At 71.9% G+C, this 19,415-nt stretch carries 21 protein-coding genes and 1 pseudogene; 15 read left to right on the top strand and 7 right to left on the bottom strand.

Features of this window, described 5'->3' with window-relative positions:
- Positions 1–28: 28 nt before the first annotated feature.
- From FF100_RS01160 to FF100_RS01150, 3 genes are all read right to left on the bottom strand, one after another.
- The gene (locus FF100_RS01160) at positions 29–1,027 is read right to left on the bottom strand and encodes an aldo/keto reductase (protein ID WP_139033726.1); all 999 of its coding nucleotides are present in this window, start codon (positions 1,025–1,027) and stop codon (positions 29–31) included.
- 149 nt (positions 1,028–1,176) lie between these two features.
- Positions 1,177–1,410: a type 1 periplasmic-binding domain-containing protein gene (locus tag FF100_RS01155; RefSeq protein WP_139033725.1), complete on the bottom strand. Its 234-nt coding sequence runs from the start codon at positions 1,408–1,410 to the stop codon at positions 1,177–1,179.
- Positions 1,411–1,845: 435 nt separating this feature from the next.
- The gene (locus FF100_RS01150; protein WP_139033724.1) at positions 1,846–2,085 is read right to left on the bottom strand and encodes a hypothetical protein; all 240 of its coding nucleotides are present in this window, start codon (positions 2,083–2,085) and stop codon (positions 1,846–1,848) included.
- Between the two features lie 180 nt (positions 2,086–2,265).
- Here FF100_RS01150 and FF100_RS01145 point away from each other — a divergent pair, with 180 nt between their 5' ends.
- Positions 2,266–3,186, top strand: a complete 921-nt coding sequence (locus tag FF100_RS01145; RefSeq protein ID WP_139033723.1) for an oxidoreductase — start codon at positions 2,266–2,268, stop codon at positions 3,184–3,186.
- A 9-nt stretch (positions 3,187–3,195) separates the two neighbouring features.
- Here FF100_RS01145 and FF100_RS01140 read toward each other — a convergent pair whose 3' ends face one another.
- Positions 3,196–3,669 carry a phospholipase A2 family protein gene (locus FF100_RS01140; RefSeq protein ID WP_246101864.1) on the bottom strand — a complete coding sequence of 158 codons (474 nt, stop codon included), beginning with the start codon at positions 3,667–3,669 and terminating at the stop codon, positions 3,196–3,198.
- A 371-nt stretch (positions 3,670–4,040) separates the two neighbouring features.
- Here FF100_RS01140 and FF100_RS01135 point away from each other — a divergent pair, with 371 nt between their 5' ends.
- Together FF100_RS01135 and FF100_RS01130 are read left to right on the top strand one after the other, a co-directional pair.
- Positions 4,041–4,280, top strand: coding sequence for a hypothetical protein (locus tag FF100_RS01135; protein ID WP_139033722.1), 240 nt, complete (start codon positions 4,041–4,043; stop codon positions 4,278–4,280).
- An 82-nt stretch (positions 4,281–4,362) separates the two neighbouring features.
- The gene (locus FF100_RS01130) at positions 4,363–5,616 is read left to right on the top strand and encodes a DUF2254 domain-containing protein (protein WP_139033721.1); all 1,254 of its coding nucleotides are present in this window, start codon (positions 4,363–4,365) and stop codon (positions 5,614–5,616) included.
- 79 nt (positions 5,617–5,695) lie between these two features.
- On the opposite strand, the gene FF100_RS01125 is transcribed toward FF100_RS01130, so the two are convergent.
- Positions 5,696–6,598, bottom strand: a complete 903-nt coding sequence (locus tag FF100_RS01125) for a helix-turn-helix domain-containing protein (RefSeq protein WP_139033720.1) — start codon at positions 6,596–6,598, stop codon at positions 5,696–5,698.
- 281 nt (positions 6,599–6,879) lie between these two features.
- On the opposite strand from FF100_RS01125, the gene FF100_RS01120 reads away from it, so the two are divergent.
- The 6 genes from FF100_RS01120 (at position 6,880) to FF100_RS01095 (ending at position 13,155) form a co-directional block, all read left to right on the top strand.
- A complete protein-coding gene (locus tag FF100_RS01120) occupies positions 6,880–8,043 on the top strand; it encodes an NADH:flavin oxidoreductase/NADH oxidase (protein ID WP_139033719.1) in 1,164 nt (387 codons plus the stop codon).
- A gap of 44 nt (positions 8,044–8,087) precedes the next feature.
- Positions 8,088–8,351 (top strand): DUF485 domain-containing protein, encoded by a 264-nt coding sequence (locus tag FF100_RS01115; RefSeq protein WP_139033718.1) that lies wholly within the window; start codon positions 8,088–8,090, stop codon positions 8,349–8,351.
- Positions 8,352–8,365: 14 nt separating this feature from the next.
- Positions 8,366–9,958, top strand: a complete 1,593-nt coding sequence (locus tag FF100_RS01110) for a sodium:solute symporter family transporter (protein WP_139033717.1) — start codon at positions 8,366–8,368, stop codon at positions 9,956–9,958.
- A 469-nt stretch (positions 9,959–10,427) separates the two neighbouring features.
- On the top strand, positions 10,428–11,075 hold the full coding sequence (locus FF100_RS01105; RefSeq protein WP_139033716.1) for an outer membrane protein: 648 nt from the start codon (positions 10,428–10,430) through the stop codon (positions 11,073–11,075).
- A gap of 452 nt (positions 11,076–11,527) precedes the next feature.
- Positions 11,528–12,628, top strand: coding sequence for a hypothetical protein (locus FF100_RS01100; protein WP_139033715.1), 1,101 nt, complete (start codon positions 11,528–11,530; stop codon positions 12,626–12,628).
- Between the two features lie 116 nt (positions 12,629–12,744).
- Positions 12,745–13,155, top strand: coding sequence for a hypothetical protein (locus FF100_RS01095; RefSeq protein ID WP_205824726.1), 411 nt, complete (start codon positions 12,745–12,747; stop codon positions 13,153–13,155).
- A gap of 158 nt (positions 13,156–13,313) precedes the next feature.
- Here the strand turns inward: FF100_RS01095 and FF100_RS01090 are convergent, their stop codons facing one another.
- The gene (locus tag FF100_RS01090; protein WP_139033713.1) at positions 13,314–13,856 is read right to left on the bottom strand and encodes a DUF892 family protein; all 543 of its coding nucleotides are present in this window, start codon (positions 13,854–13,856) and stop codon (positions 13,314–13,316) included.
- A 307-nt stretch (positions 13,857–14,163) separates the two neighbouring features.
- Between FF100_RS01090 and rpsO the strand changes: the two genes are divergently transcribed.
- From rpsO to FF100_RS01065, 6 genes and pseudogenes are all read left to right on the top strand, one after another.
- Positions 14,164–14,433: a 30S ribosomal protein S15 gene (rpsO, locus tag FF100_RS01085; RefSeq protein ID WP_048427462.1), complete on the top strand. Its 270-nt coding sequence runs from the start codon at positions 14,164–14,166 to the stop codon at positions 14,431–14,433.
- A 245-nt stretch (positions 14,434–14,678) separates the two neighbouring features.
- On the top strand, positions 14,679–16,847 hold the full coding sequence (gene pnp / locus FF100_RS01080) for a polyribonucleotide nucleotidyltransferase (protein ID WP_139033712.1): 2,169 nt from the start codon (positions 14,679–14,681) through the stop codon (positions 16,845–16,847).
- 210 nt (positions 16,848–17,057) lie between these two features.
- Complete coding sequence (locus FF100_RS01075) at positions 17,058–17,297, top strand: FitA-like ribbon-helix-helix domain-containing protein (protein WP_139033711.1); 240 nt, start codon at positions 17,058–17,060, stop codon at positions 17,295–17,297.
- A pseudogene (locus tag FF100_RS36840) lies at positions 17,294–17,704 on the top strand (PIN domain-containing protein); the annotation flags it as partial. The gene FF100_RS01075 and the pseudogene FF100_RS36840, both read left to right, overlap by 4 nt.
- A 141-nt stretch (positions 17,705–17,845) precedes the next feature.
- The gene (locus tag FF100_RS36835; protein WP_171070033.1) at positions 17,846–18,478 is read left to right on the top strand and encodes a glutathione S-transferase family protein; all 633 of its coding nucleotides are present in this window, start codon (positions 17,846–17,848) and stop codon (positions 18,476–18,478) included.
- Positions 18,479–18,605: 127 nt separating this feature from the next.
- A complete protein-coding gene (locus FF100_RS01065; RefSeq protein WP_139033709.1) occupies positions 18,606–18,848 on the top strand; it encodes a YgaP-like transmembrane domain in 243 nt (80 codons plus the stop codon).
- 134 nt (positions 18,849–18,982) lie between these two features.
- Here FF100_RS01065 and FF100_RS01060 read toward each other — a convergent pair whose 3' ends face one another.
- A complete protein-coding gene (locus FF100_RS01060) occupies positions 18,983–19,255 on the bottom strand; it encodes a GlsB/YeaQ/YmgE family stress response membrane protein (RefSeq protein ID WP_139033708.1) in 273 nt (90 codons plus the stop codon).
- Positions 19,256–19,415: the final 160 nt, after the last annotated feature.

Here is a 19,415-nt window from a genome sequence, read left to right as displayed (position 1 = left end):
CGCCGGAGAGCGCCGAGGCCCGCGCCCGTCAGACCGGCGCGGCCTCGTCGATGAGGCCGCGCGCCTTGAGCCGGTCCCAGAACCCCGCCGGGATCGGCGCCTCGAACCAGGCGGCGTTGGCCTCGACCTGCGCGGCGTCGCGCGCGCCGGTGACGACCGTGAGCGCGGCCGGGTGCAGCAGCGGGAATTGCAGCGCGGCCGCCTCCAGCCGCACGCCCTCCTCCGCGCAGGCCGTGCGCAGGGCTTGCGCCCGGGCCGCGATGGCGGGCGGTGCCTCGGCGTAGTTGAAGGTGGTCTGGCCGGCGAGCAGCCCGGAATTGAACGCGCCCGCCACCACGATCCCGATGCCGCGACGGGCGCAGGTCTCCATCAGGCCGAGGCTGGTCTGCTCCAGCAGCGTGTAGCGCCCGGCCAGCATGCAGAGGTCGAGGTCGGCGGCGTCGATCGCCTGCGCGACGATCTCCCACTCGTTGACGCCGAGGCCGATCGCCCGCACGGCGCCCTCGGCCCGCAGCCGGGCCAGCGCCCGGAAGCCGCCCCCCGTCGTCAATTGGTCCCAGTGATGCGCGTGGCGGTCGCCGTGGGTGAAGCGGCCGATGTCGTGGACGTAGAGGATGTCGGGATCGAGGATGCCCAGGCGCTGCCGGCTCGCCTCGAAGGAGCGCAGCACCCCGTCGTGGCTGTAGTCGAAGGTGGGTCGGAACGGCAGCGGATCGGCGTAGCCCTCCTCCATCGGGCCGACGCCCGGGTCCGGCACCATCACCCGGCCGACCTTGGTGCTGACGACGTAGGCGTCCCGTTTCTCCTCGGTGAGCAGGGTGCCGAGCCGGCGCTCGGAACGGGTGAAGCCGTAGAACGGCGCCGTGTCGAAGTAGCGGACGCCCCGGCTCCAGGCCGCCCGGACCGCGCCGGCCGCCTCGGCGAGGCTCGTCGCCTGGTAGAGGCCGCCCATCTGCGCGCCGCCGAGACCGAGAGCGGTGAGGGTCAGGCCGGTGCGGGCGTGGGTGCGGGGAGTGGCGGGGTGCATGGGGGTCCTCGAGGGTGGGGGCGACGAGCCAGCTGGAACGGCCCCAGCCGTCCCCTCCTCCACGTCGTTCCGGGCGCCGCTGTCGTAGATCTGGAATGACCGGACGATTTCAGGTCGGCCGAGCCCGACGGCGATGCCACGTCATGACGTCAGCACGCTCCTCGCCTCGCCGTCCCGGCACTGTCCTTCGTCACGGGCACCATGCCGGTGTCGATGACCTTCCGCACCGTCTGCCCGGGCGGCACCTCGGCGACGCCGGGCTCGCCGATCGGGAACGGGCCCTCGACGACGATCGCCGCCGGCGTGCCGTCGCCGGCGGAGTCCTGCAAGTCCTGGCTGCCGTCGAAGCCGACGCTCCCGAGCGTGTCGGGCCGCGTCGTCACCGCAGTCGAGCACGACAGCAGCCCTCCCCAGGACGTTTCGTTCTGGTTGCAATCGTTATCAGGTTCGACGATCCGGTAAAGCCACTTCGGCGACCCTGGGGCAGGGACCAGCGCAAGCTCGCCGCGGGCGGCGATGCACGCGCACCCGGAGCCATCGACCCGGCGGCGGCTGGAGGGAGAGCCGCGGCGAAGGACGGCGCAATGCCCGACCGCATCAGCCAGATCGCGGGTCGTGGCAGCCCGTTGAGCCGACGTGCCTCCAAGGCTCGACGTCGCCCCGGGGCTCGCCGGAGAGGAACCACGATCCCTGACCGCTGAGTTCCGGAACGGGGCAGCGCGCCGACCGCCCCGTCCTGAAGCAGCGGCTACGGATCCCGGGCTCCGCTGCGCGGCCACGGGATGACGCCGAGGGCATGAGACGGCCTGGTATGCGTCCTAAGCCCCCGGCAGGTACCCCGCCGCCCGCAACGCCGCCGCGACCTCGTCGTACAGAGCCCCCTCGGGACCGTCGTTCACGGCGGGCGGCGGCGTCAGCGGGATCATCGGGGGGAGGTGGGCGACCGCCTCCGGCGGCGCGGCCAGGCAGGTCTCGCCCTCGCCCGTCCCCTCCGGAGCTGTCTCACCGGCCTCGGGCATCCGGTGCGGCCGCCAGGTGGAGATCAGCCGAGCGATCATGCGGGACCCCTCACGTCCCCGGACCCGCAGCGGGCCGGTCATGCAATCTATGCGTGCGTCAACACGTGAGGCAAGCAGGCAAGAAACGTGCGCGGCGCCGGTTTCGATCCGCCCCGGCCTCTTCCGACGCCCGTCGACGGCCCCATCTCGGGTGCTGTTCCATGCGTGAGGAGTCAGCGGATGCCCTGGACCACCGCCATGATCCCGCCGCAGGCCGGGCGCCGCGCCCTCGTCACCGGGGGAACGAGCGGCATCGGCTACGAGGCGGCCCTGGCACTCGCCGGAGCGGGGGCCGAAATCGTGCTCGCGGCCCGGGATGCCGGCAAGGCCGAGCGGCAAGCCGCGGCGATCCGCCGGGCGCATCCGGCAGCGCGAATCGAGATCCGCGCCCTCGACACCGCGCGCCTCGCCTCGGTGCGGGCCTTCGCGGCGGCGTGGGCGGCGGAGGGAGGGCCGGTCGACATTCTGCTCCTCAATGCCGGCATCGCCGCGGTGCCCCGGCGCGAGGAGACCGAGGACGGGTTCGAGCGCCAGCTCGCCACCAACTATCTCGGCCACTTCGCCCTGACCGGTTTGCTGCTGCCGCACCTGCGGCGGGAGCCTGGAACGCGGGTGGTCGCGGTGGCGAGCATCGCGCACCGCTCCGGCCGGATCACCGTCGACGACCTGCAGCGGCAGCACGCCTACGGGCCGCAATCGGCCTATCGCCAGACCAAGCTCGCGATGCTGCTCTTCGCCCGCGACCTCGACCGGCGCCTGCGCGCCGCCGGCGCGCCGGTCCGGTCGATCGCCGCCCATCCCGGCTTGGCGGCGACGGCCATCGCCCGGCGCGGCGACCGGGCCGGGCCGCTCGCCGCGCGCATCGGCGCCGGGCTGCTCGGGCTCGTCGGGCAATCGGCGGCGCGAGGAGCGCTGCCGCTGCTCTACGCCGCCACGGCGCCGGAGGCCGAGGGCGGCGGCTATTACGGCCCGGACGGCCTGTGGGAGATCCGCGGCGATCCGGCGCCGGCCGCGATCGAGCCGCATGCCCGCGACCCTGAGACGGCGGCGCGACTCTGGGCGCTGTCCGAGACGCTGACCGGCGTGAAATACCCGCTCTGACGGGACGGCCTACTCGTCGTCCTCGTCGGCCGATGCAGGCGGGAGGGCGGCATGCCCGACGGGGCGCGCCCAGGGCGCCGCCTGGACGGGGCGCGACCACGGCGCCGCCTGGGCGGGGACGTCTTGAACGGGAGCTTGAGCCACCTGCCGCGACGGCATCATGCCCGCCGCGAAGGCGACGAAGCCGGCGGCGTCGCGAATGTCCTCCGGCTGGCGCGGATCGCGGGAGATCAGCTCGGCCTCGCGCTGCAGGCGGGCGTTGCAGGCGGGAGTGGCCATCCCGCCGCGGGGGGTGCAGGCGTCGTGGCGGGCGCAGGCCGCGTCGAGGGCATCGATCGGCGGCAGCGGCGCGTTGTTGCCCGGGCCGCAGTAATTGCCGTGGATGAGGAGCGCCGGCGGACGGCCGGACTGCGCGAGGGCGGGGGCGGCGAAGCCGCAGGCGAGGACGAGCGGGACACCCAAGGTCATCGTTAGCAAGCGCATCGATCTGGTCACTCCGAATGCCCCGGCGAGCCAACGGTAGCGCATAGACGCGGTTCCCGTCTCGCGTCCAACAGTCCCGCTTCGAACAATCCTGCGTGCGGAGGGTGGGCAAACTGCGAAGATCCGGCACAAGTTCCAGCACGGCGGAAGGACGATCGACCACCGGATGAACGCCATCACATGTCCGCTGCGCGGCGGATCGTGCTGGAGCCGCGCGGCAAGATTGCCAGGATCGAGGTTGCCATGCTCAAGAGCACCGGGCGCCGCACCGGTGTCGGGCAACCGGCGCGGGGTGTCGGCCAACGGGGTCGGGCGAGGATGTCGGTTCTCGGGATCTTGCCGGACCCGCCCGGCCGCCAATGTTAGGACCAATGATCGCATCCGATTCCCATACGCCTCGATCCGGCGCGTCCCAGCCCGGCGAGCCGCCGGAGGGCGGGCCGACCCTCGATGCGGCGAGCCGGGAGCGGCTCGGCCGCTACCTTCAGGCCCTGTACGAGCCGGTCCTCGACGAGGGGCTCGACCCCCGCCTCGCCGAGCTGCTGACGCAGCTCGACCGCGACCGCGCCGAGCAGGAGGGCGATTCTCCACCCGGGCGGCCGGACCACTGACGGACGCGCCTGCCGCACCGGCCCCTCTGCCCTAGAATCCAGCCCGGGGGATCGCAGGATCCCGTCGGAGGGGCGAGGGCAGATGGGCCGGTGGGCGTGGATCGGACGGCGGATCATCCGGCAGGTCTGGTTCCGGGCAGCGCTGATCAGCCTGTTCGGCGTCGGCCTCGCGGTCGTGTCCGCCTTCGTCGGGCCGTTCCTGCCGGGCGACCTGACCGGCCGGCTCGGGCAGGACGCGGTCGGGACGATCCTGCAGATCATGGCGTCGAGCATGCTGGCGGTGACGACCTTCTCGCTCACCGCGATGGTCAGCGCCTACGGCTCGGCGACCCAGCTCGCGACGCCGCGGGCGACGCAGCTCCTGATCGGCGACCCGACCTCGCAGAACGCGCTCTCGACCTTCCTCGGCGCCTTCGTGTTCTCGGTCGTCGGCATCATCGGCCTGCAATCGAGCGTCTACGGCGACAGCGGCCGCGTCGTGCTGTTCTCCGGCACCGTCCTGGTCGTCGCCGTGGTGGTGGTCACGCTCCTGCGCTGGATCGGCCACATCACCGGCTTCGGGCGCATGGGCGACGTGATCGACCGCGTCGAGGAGGCCGCCACCGCGGCGATGCGGACCTTTTCCGCCGATCCGCGCCTCGGCGGCCGGCCGGCGGTGCCGGTGCCCGCCGGCGCGCGGCCGGTCTTCGCCGAGGCGACCGGCTACGTCACCCATATCGACGTCGCCTCCCTGGGGGCACTCGCGGAGCGGCACGGGCTCGTGCTCCACGTCGCCGCCCTGCCGGGCACCCTCGTTCACCCGACCCGGCCGGTCCTGCACGTCGCGGGCGAGGATGGCGAGACGGTGGGGAGGAAACTGACCAAGGGTCTGGCCCACGCCTTCACGATCGAGCGGCACCGGCGCTTCGACCAGGATCCGCGCCTGGGCCTGATCGCGCTCTCGGAGATCGCGAGCCGGGCGCTGGCGCCGGCCACCAACGATCCCGGCACCGCGATCGAGGTGCTGAACGCCCTCCTGCGCGTGCTGCTGCACCTGCCGCCCGACGAGCCGACGGGTGAGGAGCTGGCCGAGCGGCCCCCGGTCCATGTCCCGCGCCCGACGCTCGACGACATGCTGACCGACGCCTTCCGGCCGCTGATCCGCGAGGGCCTGGCCGAGATCGAGGTCACGCTCCGCCTCGCCAAGACCCTCGGCGCGCTGCACGCCGCGCGGCCCTACGCGGCGCCGTCGATCGCCCGCGTGGCCGAGCGTTTGGACCGGGCCGCCCGCGAGCGGATCACCGATGCGGCCGATCTGGCGGAATACGAGGCGGCCCGGGGGTCGTCGGACGGGTGAGCCGGTGTGATCCGTCCCCTTCCCAGAGAGGCCGGCCACCCCGGACAGCCGGCCGCCGCGACGCGCACCGACCCCGCCGCTACGCCCCGCCCAGCCGGAACGCCTTCGGCGTCAGCCCCGTCGTCTTGCGGAACACCGTCGCCAGGTGGCTCTGGCTCGAGAAGCCGGTATCGAGGGCGATCGACGCGACCGTGTGGTCGGTGGCGCGCAGCAGGGTCTTGGCCCGCTCCAGGCGGCGCGACAGCACGTAGCGGTGCACGCTCGTCCCCCAGTGCTGCAGCACGGCGCGGGACAGGGAGCGCGGCGAGACGCCGATCGCGCCGGCCATCGCCTCCAGGGAGAGGTCCTCGGCGAGATGCGCCTCGACGAGGTCGCGCAGGCGGGCGAGATCCGCCCGGTCGAGCCGATCGGTGTCCGGGGCGGAGCGTGCGGACCGGCCGTTGGCGGTGTAGGCCCGGACCAGGCGGACCGCCATGGCGTGGACCAGCTCGTCGACGTAGAGGCGCGCCGACGGGTCCGGCGGCTCGCGCATGATCTCCAGGATGGCGAGCGCCAGCTGCTCGAGCAGCGGGTCGGCGGTGCCGAGCGGCACGTCGAGCGCGACCCGCGCGGCCGGGGCGCTCCACATCCGCCCGGCGACGTCGTCGATCAGCTCCTGGCTCAGATGCATCGCCAGCATCTCGGACCGGCCCCGCCGCTGCCACTCGCTCGCGTCATGGGCCGGGATCAGGTGGAACTGGCGCGGGCGAAGCGTACGGGTCTCGGCCGGCCCGCCCCGGCCGATGCGCCGGTGCACCTGGGCCGGGCGGTTGACGCAGTAGCCGAGGCAGGGATTGCCGACCGGATCGAGCGTGCCGGTCCACGGCTCCACCGCGACGTGCTGCGCGTGGATGTTGCGCCAGCCCCGCCCGGTGCTGCCGGCGAGCACGACGTTCCTCGGCCAGGCGCCGATGTCCCGCATCTGCATCGTCGTGAGCGTCATCGTGTCGATCCCGGTGCCGCGCCCCTCCCGGCGTCCCCTCGCTCCGCCTTGCTGGTTTCGATTGGCCGATTTCCGGTTGGCCGGTTTCTGATCGATCGCGGCGCGATTGTGGAAGAACGCTCCGGGAAGGTACGGGCAGTCTTCCGGTCGAGCAAGTCGTCGCCGGTAGATGAGCGGGCATTCGGGTGCTCGTTTCTTGTCGAGAGCGATCGATTTTCGGGCAGTTCGCACGTTTCCCCGCCAGAAGCTTGGGGGGCGGGCGGAGTTGGAGACCAGACCGGATGTCCTCTCTGTTCAGCGCGTTGCAGGTCCGCGACGTCACGTTGCGCAACCGGATCGCCGTATCGCCGATGACCCAGTTCTCGTCGCCGGACGGGCTGGTGACCGACTGGCATCTGGCGCATCTCGGCTCGAAGGCGGCGGGCGGGGCCGCCCTGGTGGTGGTGGAGCAGGCCGCCGTCGCGCCGGAGGGCCGCATGTCGACCCACTGCGCCGGGATCTGGAACGACCAGCAGGGCGAGGCGCTGGCCCGCATCGCCCGCTTCGTGGACTCGGTGGGGGCGGTGCCGGGCATCCAGCTCGGCCATACCGGCCGGCGCGGCTGCGTCGAGCCGCCGTGGCGCGGCGGCGGGCACCTGCCCGAGGATCACCCGGACGCCTGGGAGGTGATCGGCCCCTCGGCCGAGGCCTTCGGCGGGAACATGCCGCGGGTGCCGCGCGCCATGACCCACGACGACATCCGCGACGTGGTCCGGCACTACGCCGAGGCGGCGCGCCGGGCGCGGGAGGCCGGGTTCCGGTGGCTCGAGATCCACTGCGCCCACGGCTTCCTGCTGTCGAGCTTCTTCTCGCCGCTGGCCAACCGCCGCACGGATGAATACGGCGGCGACTTTGCCGGCCGCAGCCGGCTCCTGGTCGAGGTGTTCGAGGCGGTGCGGGCGGAATGGCCCGAGCGGCTGCCGCTCTCGATGCGCTTCGGCGTCACCGAGTTCGCCCCCGGCGGCCAGACCCTCGACGATTCCGTGGAGCTCGCCCGGCTGCTGGCGCCGCGGGGCCTCGACCTCGTCGACGTGTCGTTCGGCGGCAATTCCGGCCGGGCCCAGACGCCGTGGGACGAGGAGGGCTTCATGGTGCCGGCGGCCCAGCGCATCCGCGAGGAGGCCGGCGTGCTCACCGCCGCCAACTGGAACCTCGCCGACCCGGTCTTCGCCGACGCGATCCTGCGCGAGGGCCAAGTCGACCTCGTGATGCTCGGCCGGCCGATGCTGGCGAACCCGCATTGGCCGGTCTACGCCGCCATGGTGCTCGGCGAGGAGCGCCCCTACGACATGCTGCCGGTGCAGTTCAGCACCTGGCTCAACAAGTATCAGCGCAGCCGGGTCAACAACGGCTTCGGCCGCGTAGTGGCCGCCGGCACCGAAGACTTCCCGAAGGCGGCCGAATAGCGGCCGATCGCCCCCCTTTTACTGATCAGAACGGAGGTCTAATCATGTCCGTCGAGCGATCCCCTCTGCACAACCCGAACGACGACCTGCCGCAGGCGCGGCTCGGCTGGATCATGGCGGCGATCCAGACCCTGATCTACGCCGCCTTCGTCGGCACCTTCATCGCCTCGCCCGCCACCATGACGACCCCCATCGCCCCCGGCATGGCGGTGACGGTCGCGACCGTCTTCGGACTCCTCTGCATCCTGTCGACGATGGTGCTCACCGGCACCTACGTCCTCCTCGCCAACCGCATGACCGCGCGCTGAAAGGCCCCCGACGCATGAACAGGTCCCTCCTTCCCGTCCTCGTCCTCGCGGGCGCCGCGACGCCCGCCCTCGCCGCCGAATCCGGCGGCGGCATGAATCCCGTGGCGGTGACGATGTTCGTCGCCATCGTGCTCGTGACGCTCGGCATCACGTATTGGGCGGCGCGGCGCGCGAACTCGGCCGACCAGTTCTACGCCGCCGGCGGCCAGATCTCCGGCTTCCAGAACGGCATCGCGCTCGCCGGCGACATGATCTCGGCCGGCGCGCTCTTGGGCCTTGCCGGCCTCATCTGCGCCTCGGGATTCGACGGGCTGATCTTCGCGGTCGGCTACGCCACCGGCCTGCCCTTCGTGGTGTTCCTGGTGGCGGAGCGCCTGCGCAAGCTCGGCCGCTACACCGTGGCCGACGTGCTGGCGACCCGGCTGTCCGAGACCCCGATCCGGATCTTCACCGCGGTCGCGACCCTCGTCATCGTGATGTTCTACCTCATCGCCCAGATGGTCGGGGCCGGCCAGCTGATCCGGCTGCTCTTCGGCCTCGACTACCTCTACGCGCAGGTTCTCGTCGGCGCCCTGATGATCGTCTACGTGATGTTCGGCGGCATGGTGGCGACGACCTGGGTGCAGATCGTCAAGGCGGTGCTGCTGCTCGGCGCCGGCCTCGCGATCTCGCTCCTCGTGCTCGCCCGCTTCGGCTTCGACTACAACGCCCTGGTCGCCCGGGCGATCGCCGTGCACCCCAAGCACGAGGGCATGATGATGCCGCAGGCCTATGCCGGCAGCATCTGGCAGTCGGTGTCGCTCGGCATGACCCTGATGCTCGGCACCGCCGGCCTGCCGCACGTGCTGATGCGCTTCTTCACCGTGCCGGATGCCCGCGCGGCCCGCGTCTCGGTGTTCTGGGCGGTGATGTGCCAGAGCGGCTTCTTCGCCCTCATCTTCGTCCTCGGCTTCGGGGCGCTTGCCATCGTCGCCGGCGATCCGGCCTATCTCGACGCCAAGGGGGCGATCCGCGGCGGCGGCAACATGGCGACGATCCACCTGTCCCACGCGCTCGGCGGCCACACCCTGATGGGCCTCGTCTCGGCGGTCGCCTTCGCGACGATCCTGGCGGTGGTGGCGGGCCTCACCCTCACCGGCGCCTCGGCGGTGAGCCACGACCTCTACGCCCGCATCCTCGGCCGGAATAGCGCCACCGAGCGCAGCGAGATCCGGGTCTCGCGCCTCGCCACGGTCGGGCTCGGGCTGCTGTCGGTGCTGCTCGGCATCGCCTTCCAGAGCCAGAACGTCGCCTACATGATCAGCCTCGCCTACGCGGTGAGCTGCAGCTCGACCCTGCCGCTCCTGATCCTGGCGCTCTACTGGCGCGGGCTGACCACCCGCGGGGCGATCGCCGGCGGCGTCACCGGCCTCGTCGGCGCGGTCCTGCTGACGGTGCTCGGGCCCCCGGTCTGGGTGAAGGTGCTGGGCAACCCCGCCCCGCTCTTCCCCCTCGACCCGCCCACCCTCGTGACGATGCCGCTCGCCTTCCTCACCGCCATCGCGGTCTCGGTGATGGACCGGCGCCGGGCCCCGTCCGCCGCGATGGCGCCCGCCTTGTCGGCGTGACCGGCGGGAGGCCGTCGCGGTTCACCTCGCTGCGCGCCGCCAAGGGCGCGCAGCGTTTCGCTTCGTTCGTTGCAGGGCCGGCCGGGGGCCCCTCCCCCACTCGAACGTCGCCGGGTTCCCCCCTGTCCCCGCGGGCGGGGGAGGCCTTGGGGATCGGAGCGATCCCGCCCCCTCGTCGGGGGTGAAGGGAGCCCGCAGCGAACCGCAGGTTCGCCGCGGGGGTTGAGGGGATGTTTCCGGCAGAGCCTCATCCGGCACCGCCCCCTCGCTCCGGCCGCGCCTGCGCTTGTCGCAGCCCCGACAAAGGGGCCGTGACCCCCTCCCCGCCCGCGGGGCGAGGAGACACCCGCGTCCTGTCCTGGCCCGAACAGCCCTGCCGCGAGCGCGCCGGAGGCCTGTCCGCATTCCGGCAGCCGGCGTGGCCGCGGCGCCCGATGCGGAGCCCTCACGCTTCGGCTATCCTGCGGCCATGACCGGATTCGCGCCTTCCCGTCCCGTCCGCCGCCTCGCGGCCTGCCTCGTCCTCGGCCTTGCCGCTCTCAGGCCGGATCCCGGCGCGGCGCAGGCCCTGGTCGGCTTCGGCCTCCTGCCGGTCTTCGCCTGGCCCCGGGCCCTGTCGGAAGGGGCGCTCGCCGTGGACGGCCTCGACGGGGCGGGCCGCTGGTCCGGCTCCTACGCCCGCCTGTCGACCGGGTTCGAGGCGGTGTCGTCGCGGCGCTTCGGCAGCTATGCCGGCCCGACCATTGGGTTCGAGGGCGGGCGGCTGTGGCAGGATGGCCGGTTCGTCTACGGCATCAGCGGCGGCTTCGATTACCTCGCCGCGACCTCCGGCGGCCTGACGCCAGGCTTCGGCGGGCTCGCCTATACCCGCGACTTCGCCGGCGGGGTGCAGGTGAAGGTCGGCGCGCTGCTGACGCCGGACGTGCTGCTCTATGCCCGGGCCGGCGCGGCGGCTGTGCACGGGACGCTGCGGGCGGGAGCGACGCCGGTCTTGGCCCCGTTCTCGCGCGATGACATCTTTGTGCGCCCGGACGCGCATGTCGGGGTCGAGTGGGCGGTCACCGACCGCCTGACGCTCGCCGTCGAGGCCGGGGTGGTCGGCGGCGGCCTGCGCTGAGCCGGTGGCGGCCCACGCCAGACCGCCATCCTCAGCAATGTTGTGTCAATCCCGGACACAACATTCGCAATATTTACATGCAAAATAGATTTCCGGCTTCGTAGACCGGCCTGCCGCCACCGAAAACACGCCAATATCAACGGCTTGCCATCCGGGCTGATCGCAGCTCGACGCCTCCATGTCTCCCAATGCCACCGTGTCTGCTCGATCCCAGGACTGAAACGCCGCAAAATCGCCGTGTTCGCGCTTGAACTCGCGTGGTGGAGGCGGCCTAACGCGGTCCGCAACCAGGAGCGGCATCGCGGGGCCGCTGCGCGCCGGCCCCTGCGGGACGCCGCTGCGCAAGGCACCCCGGCAGGCATACGGGGGATGATCGCATGGTCCCGGTCGACCGCACGTCGCCGCGCCGGACGCGGCGCCCGGAGACATGGAACGGGGCGCGCTGAGCCCCGATGCGCCGCGCCATCATCCATATCGGCACGCCCCGCACCGGCACCTCGTCGCTGCAGATGCTGCTGCATACCCGCCGGGACGATCTCGCCAGGGCCGGCATCCTCTACCCCGCATTGACGCCGGCCTCGGCGGCGGCGCCCCATGTCAGCCATCAGCATCTCGGCGAGACCCTGGACGGGCGCCGGCCCCGGTGCGAGCGCGGGGAGCTGTTGGCCCGCCTCGACCGGGCGCTGGCCGAGAGCCGGGACGACGTCGCCCTCCTCTCTTACGAGAGCCTGTGCCTGCTGCCGCCCTGGCACCGGGCGCCGAAGCTGCTCTGCGGCCTGTTCGAGCGCCGGGGCTTCCGGCCCGAGATCCTGATGACGGTGCGGCCGCAAGCGGCCTACCTGCAGTCGCAATATACCTGGCGGATCCAGTTCCTGCGCGAGGCCCGGGCCTTCGCGGCAGCCTTCGAGGCCGAGCTGCGGGCACGCCGCTTCGATTACCGGCGGGGCCTCGACGCCTGGGCGCGCGCCGCCGCGTGGCGCGTGCATCTCGTGCCGATGCAGGACCGACGCTCGCCGGCGCCGCTGGTCGAGCGGATCGCGGCCGAGCTCGGGCTCGCCGACCGGCTCATGCCGCTCCTGACCCCGGCCGACCTCGCCTACCGTACCAACGAGAGCCTCGGCCCGGTCGGGGTCGAGGTGTCGCGCCGCCTGCGGGCGGACGGGACCGGCGGCGCGCAGGGGCTCGCCCGGGAGGTCACCGCGCGCATCGATGCCCTGACCCACGCGCGCGGCCTCGACGCCGAACCGTTCCGGGCCCTCGATCCCCGGATGATCGAGCGGGTCCGCGCCGTCTACGAGCGCGGCAACGACGCCCTCGCCCGCCGGATCTGGGGCACCGACTGGAGCGCCCGCGTCGCCGACGCGCCGCCGCGGGCGGTGAACGAGCTGGCGCGGCTCGGACCCGGCACCGGGCGCGAGGCGGAGGTGGACGACATTCTCGGAATGGTCCGCCAAGAGTTCGCGGGCCGGCTCCCGGTGGCGGCGCCGGCCCTGAGCGGCCGCATCGCGGCGGCGGCGTCCGGCTTCGTGCAGTTCGCCCGCAGGCTGCTGTGATCCGGCGAGCTTTTGTTAGTTCATGGGATCGAACCCCGCCGCGTCGCGTTGAGCGGCGGCCGGTCGTCCGATACCCCGCGCCGGCGGCCCTCCCACCCGCGATGTCAGGATCAGGCATGAGATCGGTCACGCTCGCAGCCCTGCTGCTCGGCGCCGCGTTCGCCCTCCCCGCCCGGGCGCAGACCGCACCGGCACCGCCCGTCGGCTCGGCGGCGGCGACGCCGGACAACGCCGTGCTGCTCACGGTCTTCCTGCGCCACGACCAGTCGCGGCCGCTCTCCGAGCTGAACGCCCAGCTCGCCAGGCAGGGCTTCTACAAGGCCTTCCCGCCGCCGGGCATGGAGGTGGTGTCCTGGACCGTCGCGATGGGAATCGGCCAGATCATCGTCCTGCGCCTGCCGGCGACGCGCCTGCGCGAAGTCAACCGCGTCCTCGAGGACACCGCCTGGGGCGCCTACCGCACCGAGTTCTACCCGACCTACGACTACAAGGCGGTGGGCCTCGCCGAGCACGAGCGGGCGAAGTAGGCGCGGGTCGTCCTGCTCGCAGCAAGCGCGGGCGTGTCCGGGGCGACACCGGATCGAGAACGGAGCCAGTCCCCTCTCCCGTGTGGGAGAGGGGATCCCGCGCCTCATGGGGCCCCGGATGGTGTCGTGAGCCGGTCTGCACCGTCCTGCGGACGACCCTACCGGTCCGCCTTCTCGCCCCGGGCCTCGCGGGCGACGTAGCCCTTCGTCACCGGCACGATCTGCTGGAACACCGCCTCGGCCATGCGCTCCTCCTCCTGGAGCGAGAGGCGCAGGGTCGCGACGTCGCGGGCGTGCCCGGCCTCCTCGGCGAGCGTGATCAGCGAGGTGTAGGCGGCGATCTCGTAGGTCTCGACCGAGTAGTCGGTGTAGAGGTTCTTCAGCACCTCGTCGCCGGTCACGCTGTGGACCAGAGCCGCGACGTTGCCCACCGTCTGGGTCACCATGTCCTTCATGAGCGAGCGGTCCTCGCCGTGGCCGTGCAGCAGGTCGGCGAGGCGCGTGACCTGCTGGTCGGTCTCGCTCTTGTGCAGCCGCAGGGCCTGGGTCAGCTCGGGATAGTGCTCGTAGCGCTCGATCTGGCGCTGGATCATCTGCGCCGCCTGCTTCTCGAGGGCGTGGGTGTTGCGCAGAGCCGTGACGTAGATCGACTGCACGGTCTCGTCGGTGGCGGAGCCGGCCTTGGTCGCGGTGGTGGTCATCGAGAATCCTCTCGCGTCGTGGTGAATGGCGACCAAACTGCTTGGGGGTATACCGGGTTCGAGCTCGGCCGTTCGCGGCCGGACCGCCGCGGGCGTGACGAAACCGCGCGCGGGCGAAGCGCCCGAGGGGGAGTGGCAAGCGCCGGGGCTTTCGTGTAGAGGTGCGCCACCCTCGCCCGCATACGGCGAGGTTTTTCGCCGTGGCAGACCGCGCTGGACGACATCCCGGCCCGGCCGAGCCATGCGGAAGGCGGCCCCGATGCGGGGACCGCGCCCCTTTAGACCCGTCACACTGAAAGGACACGCGATGTCGATCACGGCGGAGCGCAAGACCGCGCTCATCAAGGAACATGCCCGCGGCGGGACCGACACCGGCTCGCCGGAGGTGCAGGTCGCGATCCTCACCGAGCGGATCCAGAACCTCACCGGGCACTTCAAGACCCACACCAAGGACAACCACTCGCGCCGCGGCCTGCTCAAGCTGGTCTCGCAGCGCCGGTCGCTCCTCGACTACCTGAAGCGCAAGGACGAGGCCCGCTACCGCGCCCTCATCGAGCGCCTCGGCATCCGCCGCTAAGGCGGGACCCACGCGGTTCGGGCACCGGTCCGGGCCGCGTTTTCGCGAGAGGCCGCCCGTCTCCCTGGAGACGGGATGCGCCCCCGCCCCGGGCGGGCCGGAATGGGTCCGGCCGCCCTCACTCCGGGACCCGCGAGGAACGCGGGCCGCGACCGCCAGGGCAGGATCGCCGGTGGCTCACCCTCGAGCCCCTCGCCGTCTTGCGCTGGCGCCGCCCTCCCGGACCGCAGGAAGGCATGACGAACATGTTCGACGTTCAACGCGAAGAGCTGCTGTGGGGCGGGCGCAAGCTCGTGCTCGAGACCGGCAAGGTCGCCCGCCAGGCCGACGGCGCCGTGGTCGCCACCTACGGCGAGACCTCGGTGCTCGCCACCGTGGTGTCGATGAAGGAGCCGAAGCCCGGCATCGACTTCCTCCCGCTCACGGTGAACTACCAGGAGCGCACCTACGCCGCCGGCCGCATCCCGGGCGGCTACTTCAAGCGCGAGGGCCGTCCCTCCGAGAAGGAGACCCTGGTCTCCCGCCTGATCGACCGGCCGATCCGCCCCCTCTTCGTCGAGGGCTGGCGCAACGACACCCAGGTCGTCGTCACGGTGCTCTCGCACGACCTCGAGACCGATCCCGACATCCTCGCCATGGTGGCGGCCTCGGCGGCCCTGACCCTCTCGGGCGTGCCGTTCATGGGCCCGATCGGCGCTGCCCGCGTCGGCTATGTCGGCGGCCAGTACAAGCTCAACCCGCCCATCCAGGAGATGGAGGGCTCGACCCTCGACCTCGTCGTCGCCGGCACCCAGGACGCCGTGCTGATGGTCGAGTCCGAGGCGAAGGAACTGTCCGAGGACGTGATGCTCGGGGCCGTGATGTTCGGCCACAAGCACTTCCAGCCGGTCATCGAGGCGATCATCCGGCTCGCCGAGAAGGCCGCCAAGGAGCCGCGCAACTTCCAGCCCGCGGACAATTCCGAGGTCGAGAAGGCCGTGCTCGAGGTCGGCGAGACCGAGCTGCGCGAGGCCTACAAGAACACGATCAAGCAGGAGCGCTACGCCGCCGTCGACGCCGTGAAGGCGAAGGTGATGGCCGCGCTGGCGCCAGTCGAGGGCGAGGCCCGCTTCGAGGCCGAGAAGATCAAGGCCGCCTTCAAGGAGGCCCAGTCGAAGGTGGTCCGCTGGAACATCCTCGACACCGGCTCGCGCATCGACGGCCGCGACGTGAAGACCGTGCGTCCGATCGTCTCCGAGGTCGGCGTGCTGCCCCGGACCCACGGCTCGGCGCTGTTCACCCGCGGCGAGACCCAGGCGCTGGTGGTGGCCACCCTCGGCACCGGCGACGACGAGCAGTTCATCGACTCGCTCTCGGGCACCTACAAGGAGACGTTCCTCCTTCACTACAACTTCCCGCCCTATTCGGTGGGCGAGACCGGCCGCATGGGCTCGCCCGGCCGCCGCGAGATCGGCCACGGCAAGCTCGCCTGGCGCGCCGTGCACCCGGTCCTGCCGGCCGCCCACGAGTTCCCCTACACGATCCGCGTCGTGTCGGAGATCACCGAGTCGAACGGCTCGTCCTCGATGGCCTCGGTCTGCGGCGCCTCGCTGTCGCTGATGGATGCCGGCGTGCCGCTGCGCCGTCCGGTGGCCGGCATCGCCATGGGCCTCATCCTCGAGGGTGAGCGCTACGCGGTGCTGTCGGACATCCTCGGCGACGAGGACCATCTCGGCGACATGGACTTCAAGGTGGCCGGCACGGAGGAGGGCATCACCTCGCTCCAGATGGACATCAAGATCGCCGGCATCACCGAGGAGATCATGCGGGTGGCCCTGGCCCAGGCCAAGGACGGCCGCGCCACGATCCTCGCCGAGATGTCCAAGGCGCTCACCGCCGCCCGTCCCGAGCTCGGCGAGCACGCGCCGCGCATTGAGACGATGCAGATCCCGACCGACAAGATCCGCGAAGTGATCGGCACCGGCGGCAAGGTGATCCGCGAGATCGTCGAGAAGACCGGCGCCAAGATCGACATCCAGGATACCGGCATCATCAAGATCGCCTCGGCCGACGGCAAGGCGATCAAGGCGGCCTATAACTGGATCCGCTCGATCGTGGCCGAGGCCGAGATCGGGATGATCTACGAGGGCACGGTCGTGAAGACGATGGAGTTCGGCGCCTTCGTCAACTTCTTCGGCGCCAAGGACGGCCTCGTCCACATCTCCGAGCTCGCCGCCCAGCGCGTCGCCAAGGTCACCGACGTAGTGAAGGAGGGCGACAAGGTGAAGGTGAAGTTCCTCGGCCAGGACGATCGCGGCAAGATCCGCCTCTCGATGAAGGTCGTCGACCAGCAGACCGGCGAGGACCTGACCGAGAAGCTGAAGGCCCAGCGCGACGCCGACCGCTCCCGCGAGCGCCAGCCGCGCGGCGAGTGATCGCCGAGCCGATCGGCGGTGGCCCTTGAGGGCCACCGTCGTCTTCCTCTGAAAGCGCGGTCCTCCGGGGCCGCGCTTTTTTCGTGCGCAGGTATGGGCCGGGTCGGGCGCCGGACGGTCGACGGCGCGACGAGAGTTGATGACAAATCACGCGATTTGCTATCGAAGCCGCCGACCCGATGAGGGACGCCCTTCAAGCCCGCCGTCACCATCCGCAACCTCTCCGAGGAGGCGCACCGCGCCTTGAAGGTCCGTGCGGCTCAGCACGGCCGCAGCACGGAAGCCGAGATGCGCGATATCCTCGAAGCGGCGGTACGCCCGGCGCAGCGCGTCCGGCTCGGCACGCTTCTGGCCTCGATCGGCCGCGAGGCGGACCTGACGGAGGAGGATGTCGGGCGCTTCGATCGGATCCGGGATCGAAGGCCGGACGAGCCACCGGGCTTCGAGTGATCCTGCTCGACACCAACGTCGTCTCCGAGCCCTTGCGGCCGGCAGCCGATCCGCGGGTGCTCGCCTGGATCGATGCCCAGTCGATCGAGACCTTGTACCTGTCGGCCATCACCGTGGCCGATCTCCGGTTCGGCCTCGTCACCCTGCCGGTGGGCAGGCGGCACGACACGCTCCACCGGCGCCTGGAGACCGAGGTGCTGCCGCTGTTCGAGCACCGGGTCCTGCCCTTCGACCTCAACGCCGCCGCGGCCTATGCCGACCTCATGGCACGCGCGCGGGAGGCCGGCCGGGCGATCGGCAGGGCAGACGGCTTCATCGCCGCGACGGTCGCCACGCACGGTCTCATGGTCGCCACCCGCGACACGAGCCCGTTCGAAGCTGCGGGGCTGCGGGGCTGCGCATCGTGGACCCATGGGCAGCAGCGTGACGGAAGCGATGTGCGTCGTGCCGGCAGCTCGACTGTCCTGCAGCCTTCCCGCTCACCCCCGCCTCTGCTTCAAGATCTGTCACGGGCGCTGCCGATTCGCCCGCCCGGGAGGAGGCCGCATATGAGCGACGATCTCGTCTTCTACACCCACCCGATGTCCCGTGGGCGCATCGTCCGCTGGATGCTGGAGGAGGTCGGGGCGCCCTACCGCACCGAGATCCTCGGCTACGGCCCGGCGATGAAGGAGGCGGCCTACCGGGCGATCAACCCGCTCGCCAAGGTGCCGGCCCTGGTCCATCGCGGCGTCACCGTGACCGAGACGGCGGCGATCTGCGCCTACCTGGCCGATGCCTTCCCGGAGGCCGGCCTCGCCCCGGCCGCCACCGACCCGGCGCGCGGCGCCTATTACCGCTGGCTGTTCTTCGCCGCCGGCCCGGTCGAGGCGGCGGTGACCGACAAGGCGCGCGGCATCGAGGTGCCGGAGGAGAAACGCCGCATGGTCGGCTACGGCAGCCTGGCGGAGGTGCTCGACGCCCTCGACGGCGCGGTCTCGGGTTCCGATTACCTCGCCGGCGGGCGCTTCTCGGCTGCCGATCTCTATGTCGGCTCGCACCTGATGTGGGGGATGCAGTTCGGCAGCATCGAGCGGCGCCCGGCTTACGAGGCCTACGTGGCCCGCCTCGCCGACCGCCCGGCCGCCGTCCGGGCGCGGGAGATCGACGACCGGCTCATCGCAGAAGCGCCGCAGGCGTGAGGCGAGCGCCCTAGGGCTGAAGAAGTCGGGCGGAGGGACTGCCCGCAGGGAACGTCCGTCCCCCGGCTGCGTTCGCACCGCGACGTGAGCGGACACTCGTCCGCGACCAGAGCCTGACGGAGCCACCATGGCCAACGACATCATCAACGACGTGTTCGGCGGCGAGCGCAACCTGACCACCAAGGAGCGCGCCATCTCGGTCGTGCTCGGCCTCGGGCTGGCCGCCGCCGCGGCCCAGCCGCGGCCGAACAAGTTCCTGAGCCTCGCGGCCCTGGTGGCCGGCTCGCTGCTGGCGATCCGCGGCGCCACCGGCCATTGCGCGGCCAAGTCGCTGATGAACGGCAGCTCGCACGCGCCGGCGCGGACCTGATCCCGGGGGGCGCCCGCGCGGCGCCCCTTCCCCGCTCGGCCCGAATGCATTCCGCCCATGCGACAAGGCCCGCGCCGGCATCCCGGCGCGGGCCTTCTTGGTCGCGGAAGGGCCGGCGAGGCCGGCCCGGGCCGTCAGAGAACCGTGCTGCGGCGGCGGCCCTGGATGAAGCCGTAGATCGCCAGCACGATCACCGCGCCGATGACCGAGGCGATCAGGCCCGCGCCCTCGTTCGGTGGGTACCAGCCGGTGATCTGGCCGAGGAACGTCGCCACGAAGGCGCCGACGATGCCGAGCAGCGTCGTCATGATGAAGCCGCTCGGCTCGTTGGCCGAGCCAGGCATGATGAACTTGGCGATGACACCGGCGACGAAGCCGATGATGATGGTCCACAGGATCGCAAGCATGGGGATCTGCCCTTCGGCTCCGCTTCGATGCTTCGCCAACGCACGAGGCCCGGCCGTGGTTGCGCCGGACCCGCCGTTCCGTGTCGCGAGCCCTTTACGTGAGCCCGGGTTCGGCGGCACAAGGCGCCGGGGCGCGATTTCCAGGGCCCCGAGGAGTTCT

Source organism: Methylobacterium terricola (assembly GCF_006151805.1).
In the GTDB taxonomy this organism is placed as follows: Bacteria; Pseudomonadota; Alphaproteobacteria; order Rhizobiales; family Beijerinckiaceae; genus Methylobacterium; species Methylobacterium terricola.
Note: the sequence above shows the minus strand (reverse complement) of the source record. Positions and strands in the feature narration are given on the sequence as shown.

Bases quoted from the DNA above. Each gene is read 5' to 3' on its own strand.
- FF100_RS01130 (WP_139033721.1), top strand. From the start codon at position 4,363: ATGGGCCGGTGGGCGTGGATCGGACGGCGGATCATCCGGCAGGTCTGG.
- FF100_RS01110 (WP_139033717.1), top strand. From the start codon at position 8,366: ATGAACAGGTCCCTCCTTCCCGTCCTCGTCCTCGCGGGCGCCGCGACG.
- FF100_RS01150 (WP_139033724.1), bottom strand. From the start codon at position 2,085: ATGATCGCTCGGCTGATCTCCACCTGGCGGCCGCACCGGATGCCCGAG.
- FF100_RS01100 (WP_139033715.1), top strand. From the start codon at position 11,528: ATGCGCCGCGCCATCATCCATATCGGCACGCCCCGCACCGGCACCTCG.
- rpsO (WP_048427462.1), top strand. From the start codon at position 14,164: ATGTCGATCACGGCGGAGCGCAAGACCGCGCTCATCAAGGAACATGCC.
- FF100_RS01140 (WP_246101864.1), bottom strand. From the start codon at position 3,669: ATGCGCTTGCTAACGATGACCTTGGGTGTCCCGCTCGTCCTCGCCTGC.
- pnp (WP_139033712.1), top strand. From the start codon at position 14,679: ATGTTCGACGTTCAACGCGAAGAGCTGCTGTGGGGCGGGCGCAAGCTC.
- FF100_RS01105 (WP_139033716.1), top strand. From the start codon at position 10,428: ATGACCGGATTCGCGCCTTCCCGTCCCGTCCGCCGCCTCGCGGCCTGC.
- FF100_RS01120 (WP_139033719.1), top strand. From the start codon at position 6,880: ATGTCCTCTCTGTTCAGCGCGTTGCAGGTCCGCGACGTCACGTTGCGC.
- FF100_RS36835 (WP_171070033.1), top strand. From the start codon at position 17,846: ATGAGCGACGATCTCGTCTTCTACACCCACCCGATGTCCCGTGGGCGC.
- FF100_RS01160 (WP_139033726.1), bottom strand. From the start codon at position 1,027: ATGCACCCCGCCACTCCCCGCACCCACGCCCGCACCGGCCTGACCCTC.
- FF100_RS01060 (WP_139033708.1), bottom strand. From the start codon at position 19,255: ATGCTTGCGATCCTGTGGACCATCATCATCGGCTTCGTCGCCGGTGTC.
- FF100_RS01095 (WP_205824726.1), top strand. From the start codon at position 12,745: ATGAGATCGGTCACGCTCGCAGCCCTGCTGCTCGGCGCCGCGTTCGCC.
- FF100_RS01090 (WP_139033713.1), bottom strand. From the start codon at position 13,856: ATGACCACCACCGCGACCAAGGCCGGCTCCGCCACCGACGAGACCGTG.
- FF100_RS01145 (WP_139033723.1), top strand. From the start codon at position 2,266: ATGCCCTGGACCACCGCCATGATCCCGCCGCAGGCCGGGCGCCGCGCC.
- FF100_RS01065 (WP_139033709.1), top strand. From the start codon at position 18,606: ATGGCCAACGACATCATCAACGACGTGTTCGGCGGCGAGCGCAACCTG.
- FF100_RS01135 (WP_139033722.1), top strand. From the start codon at position 4,041: ATGATCGCATCCGATTCCCATACGCCTCGATCCGGCGCGTCCCAGCCC.
- FF100_RS01125 (WP_139033720.1), bottom strand. From the start codon at position 6,598: ATGACGCTCACGACGATGCAGATGCGGGACATCGGCGCCTGGCCGAGG.
- FF100_RS01115 (WP_139033718.1), top strand. From the start codon at position 8,088: ATGTCCGTCGAGCGATCCCCTCTGCACAACCCGAACGACGACCTGCCG.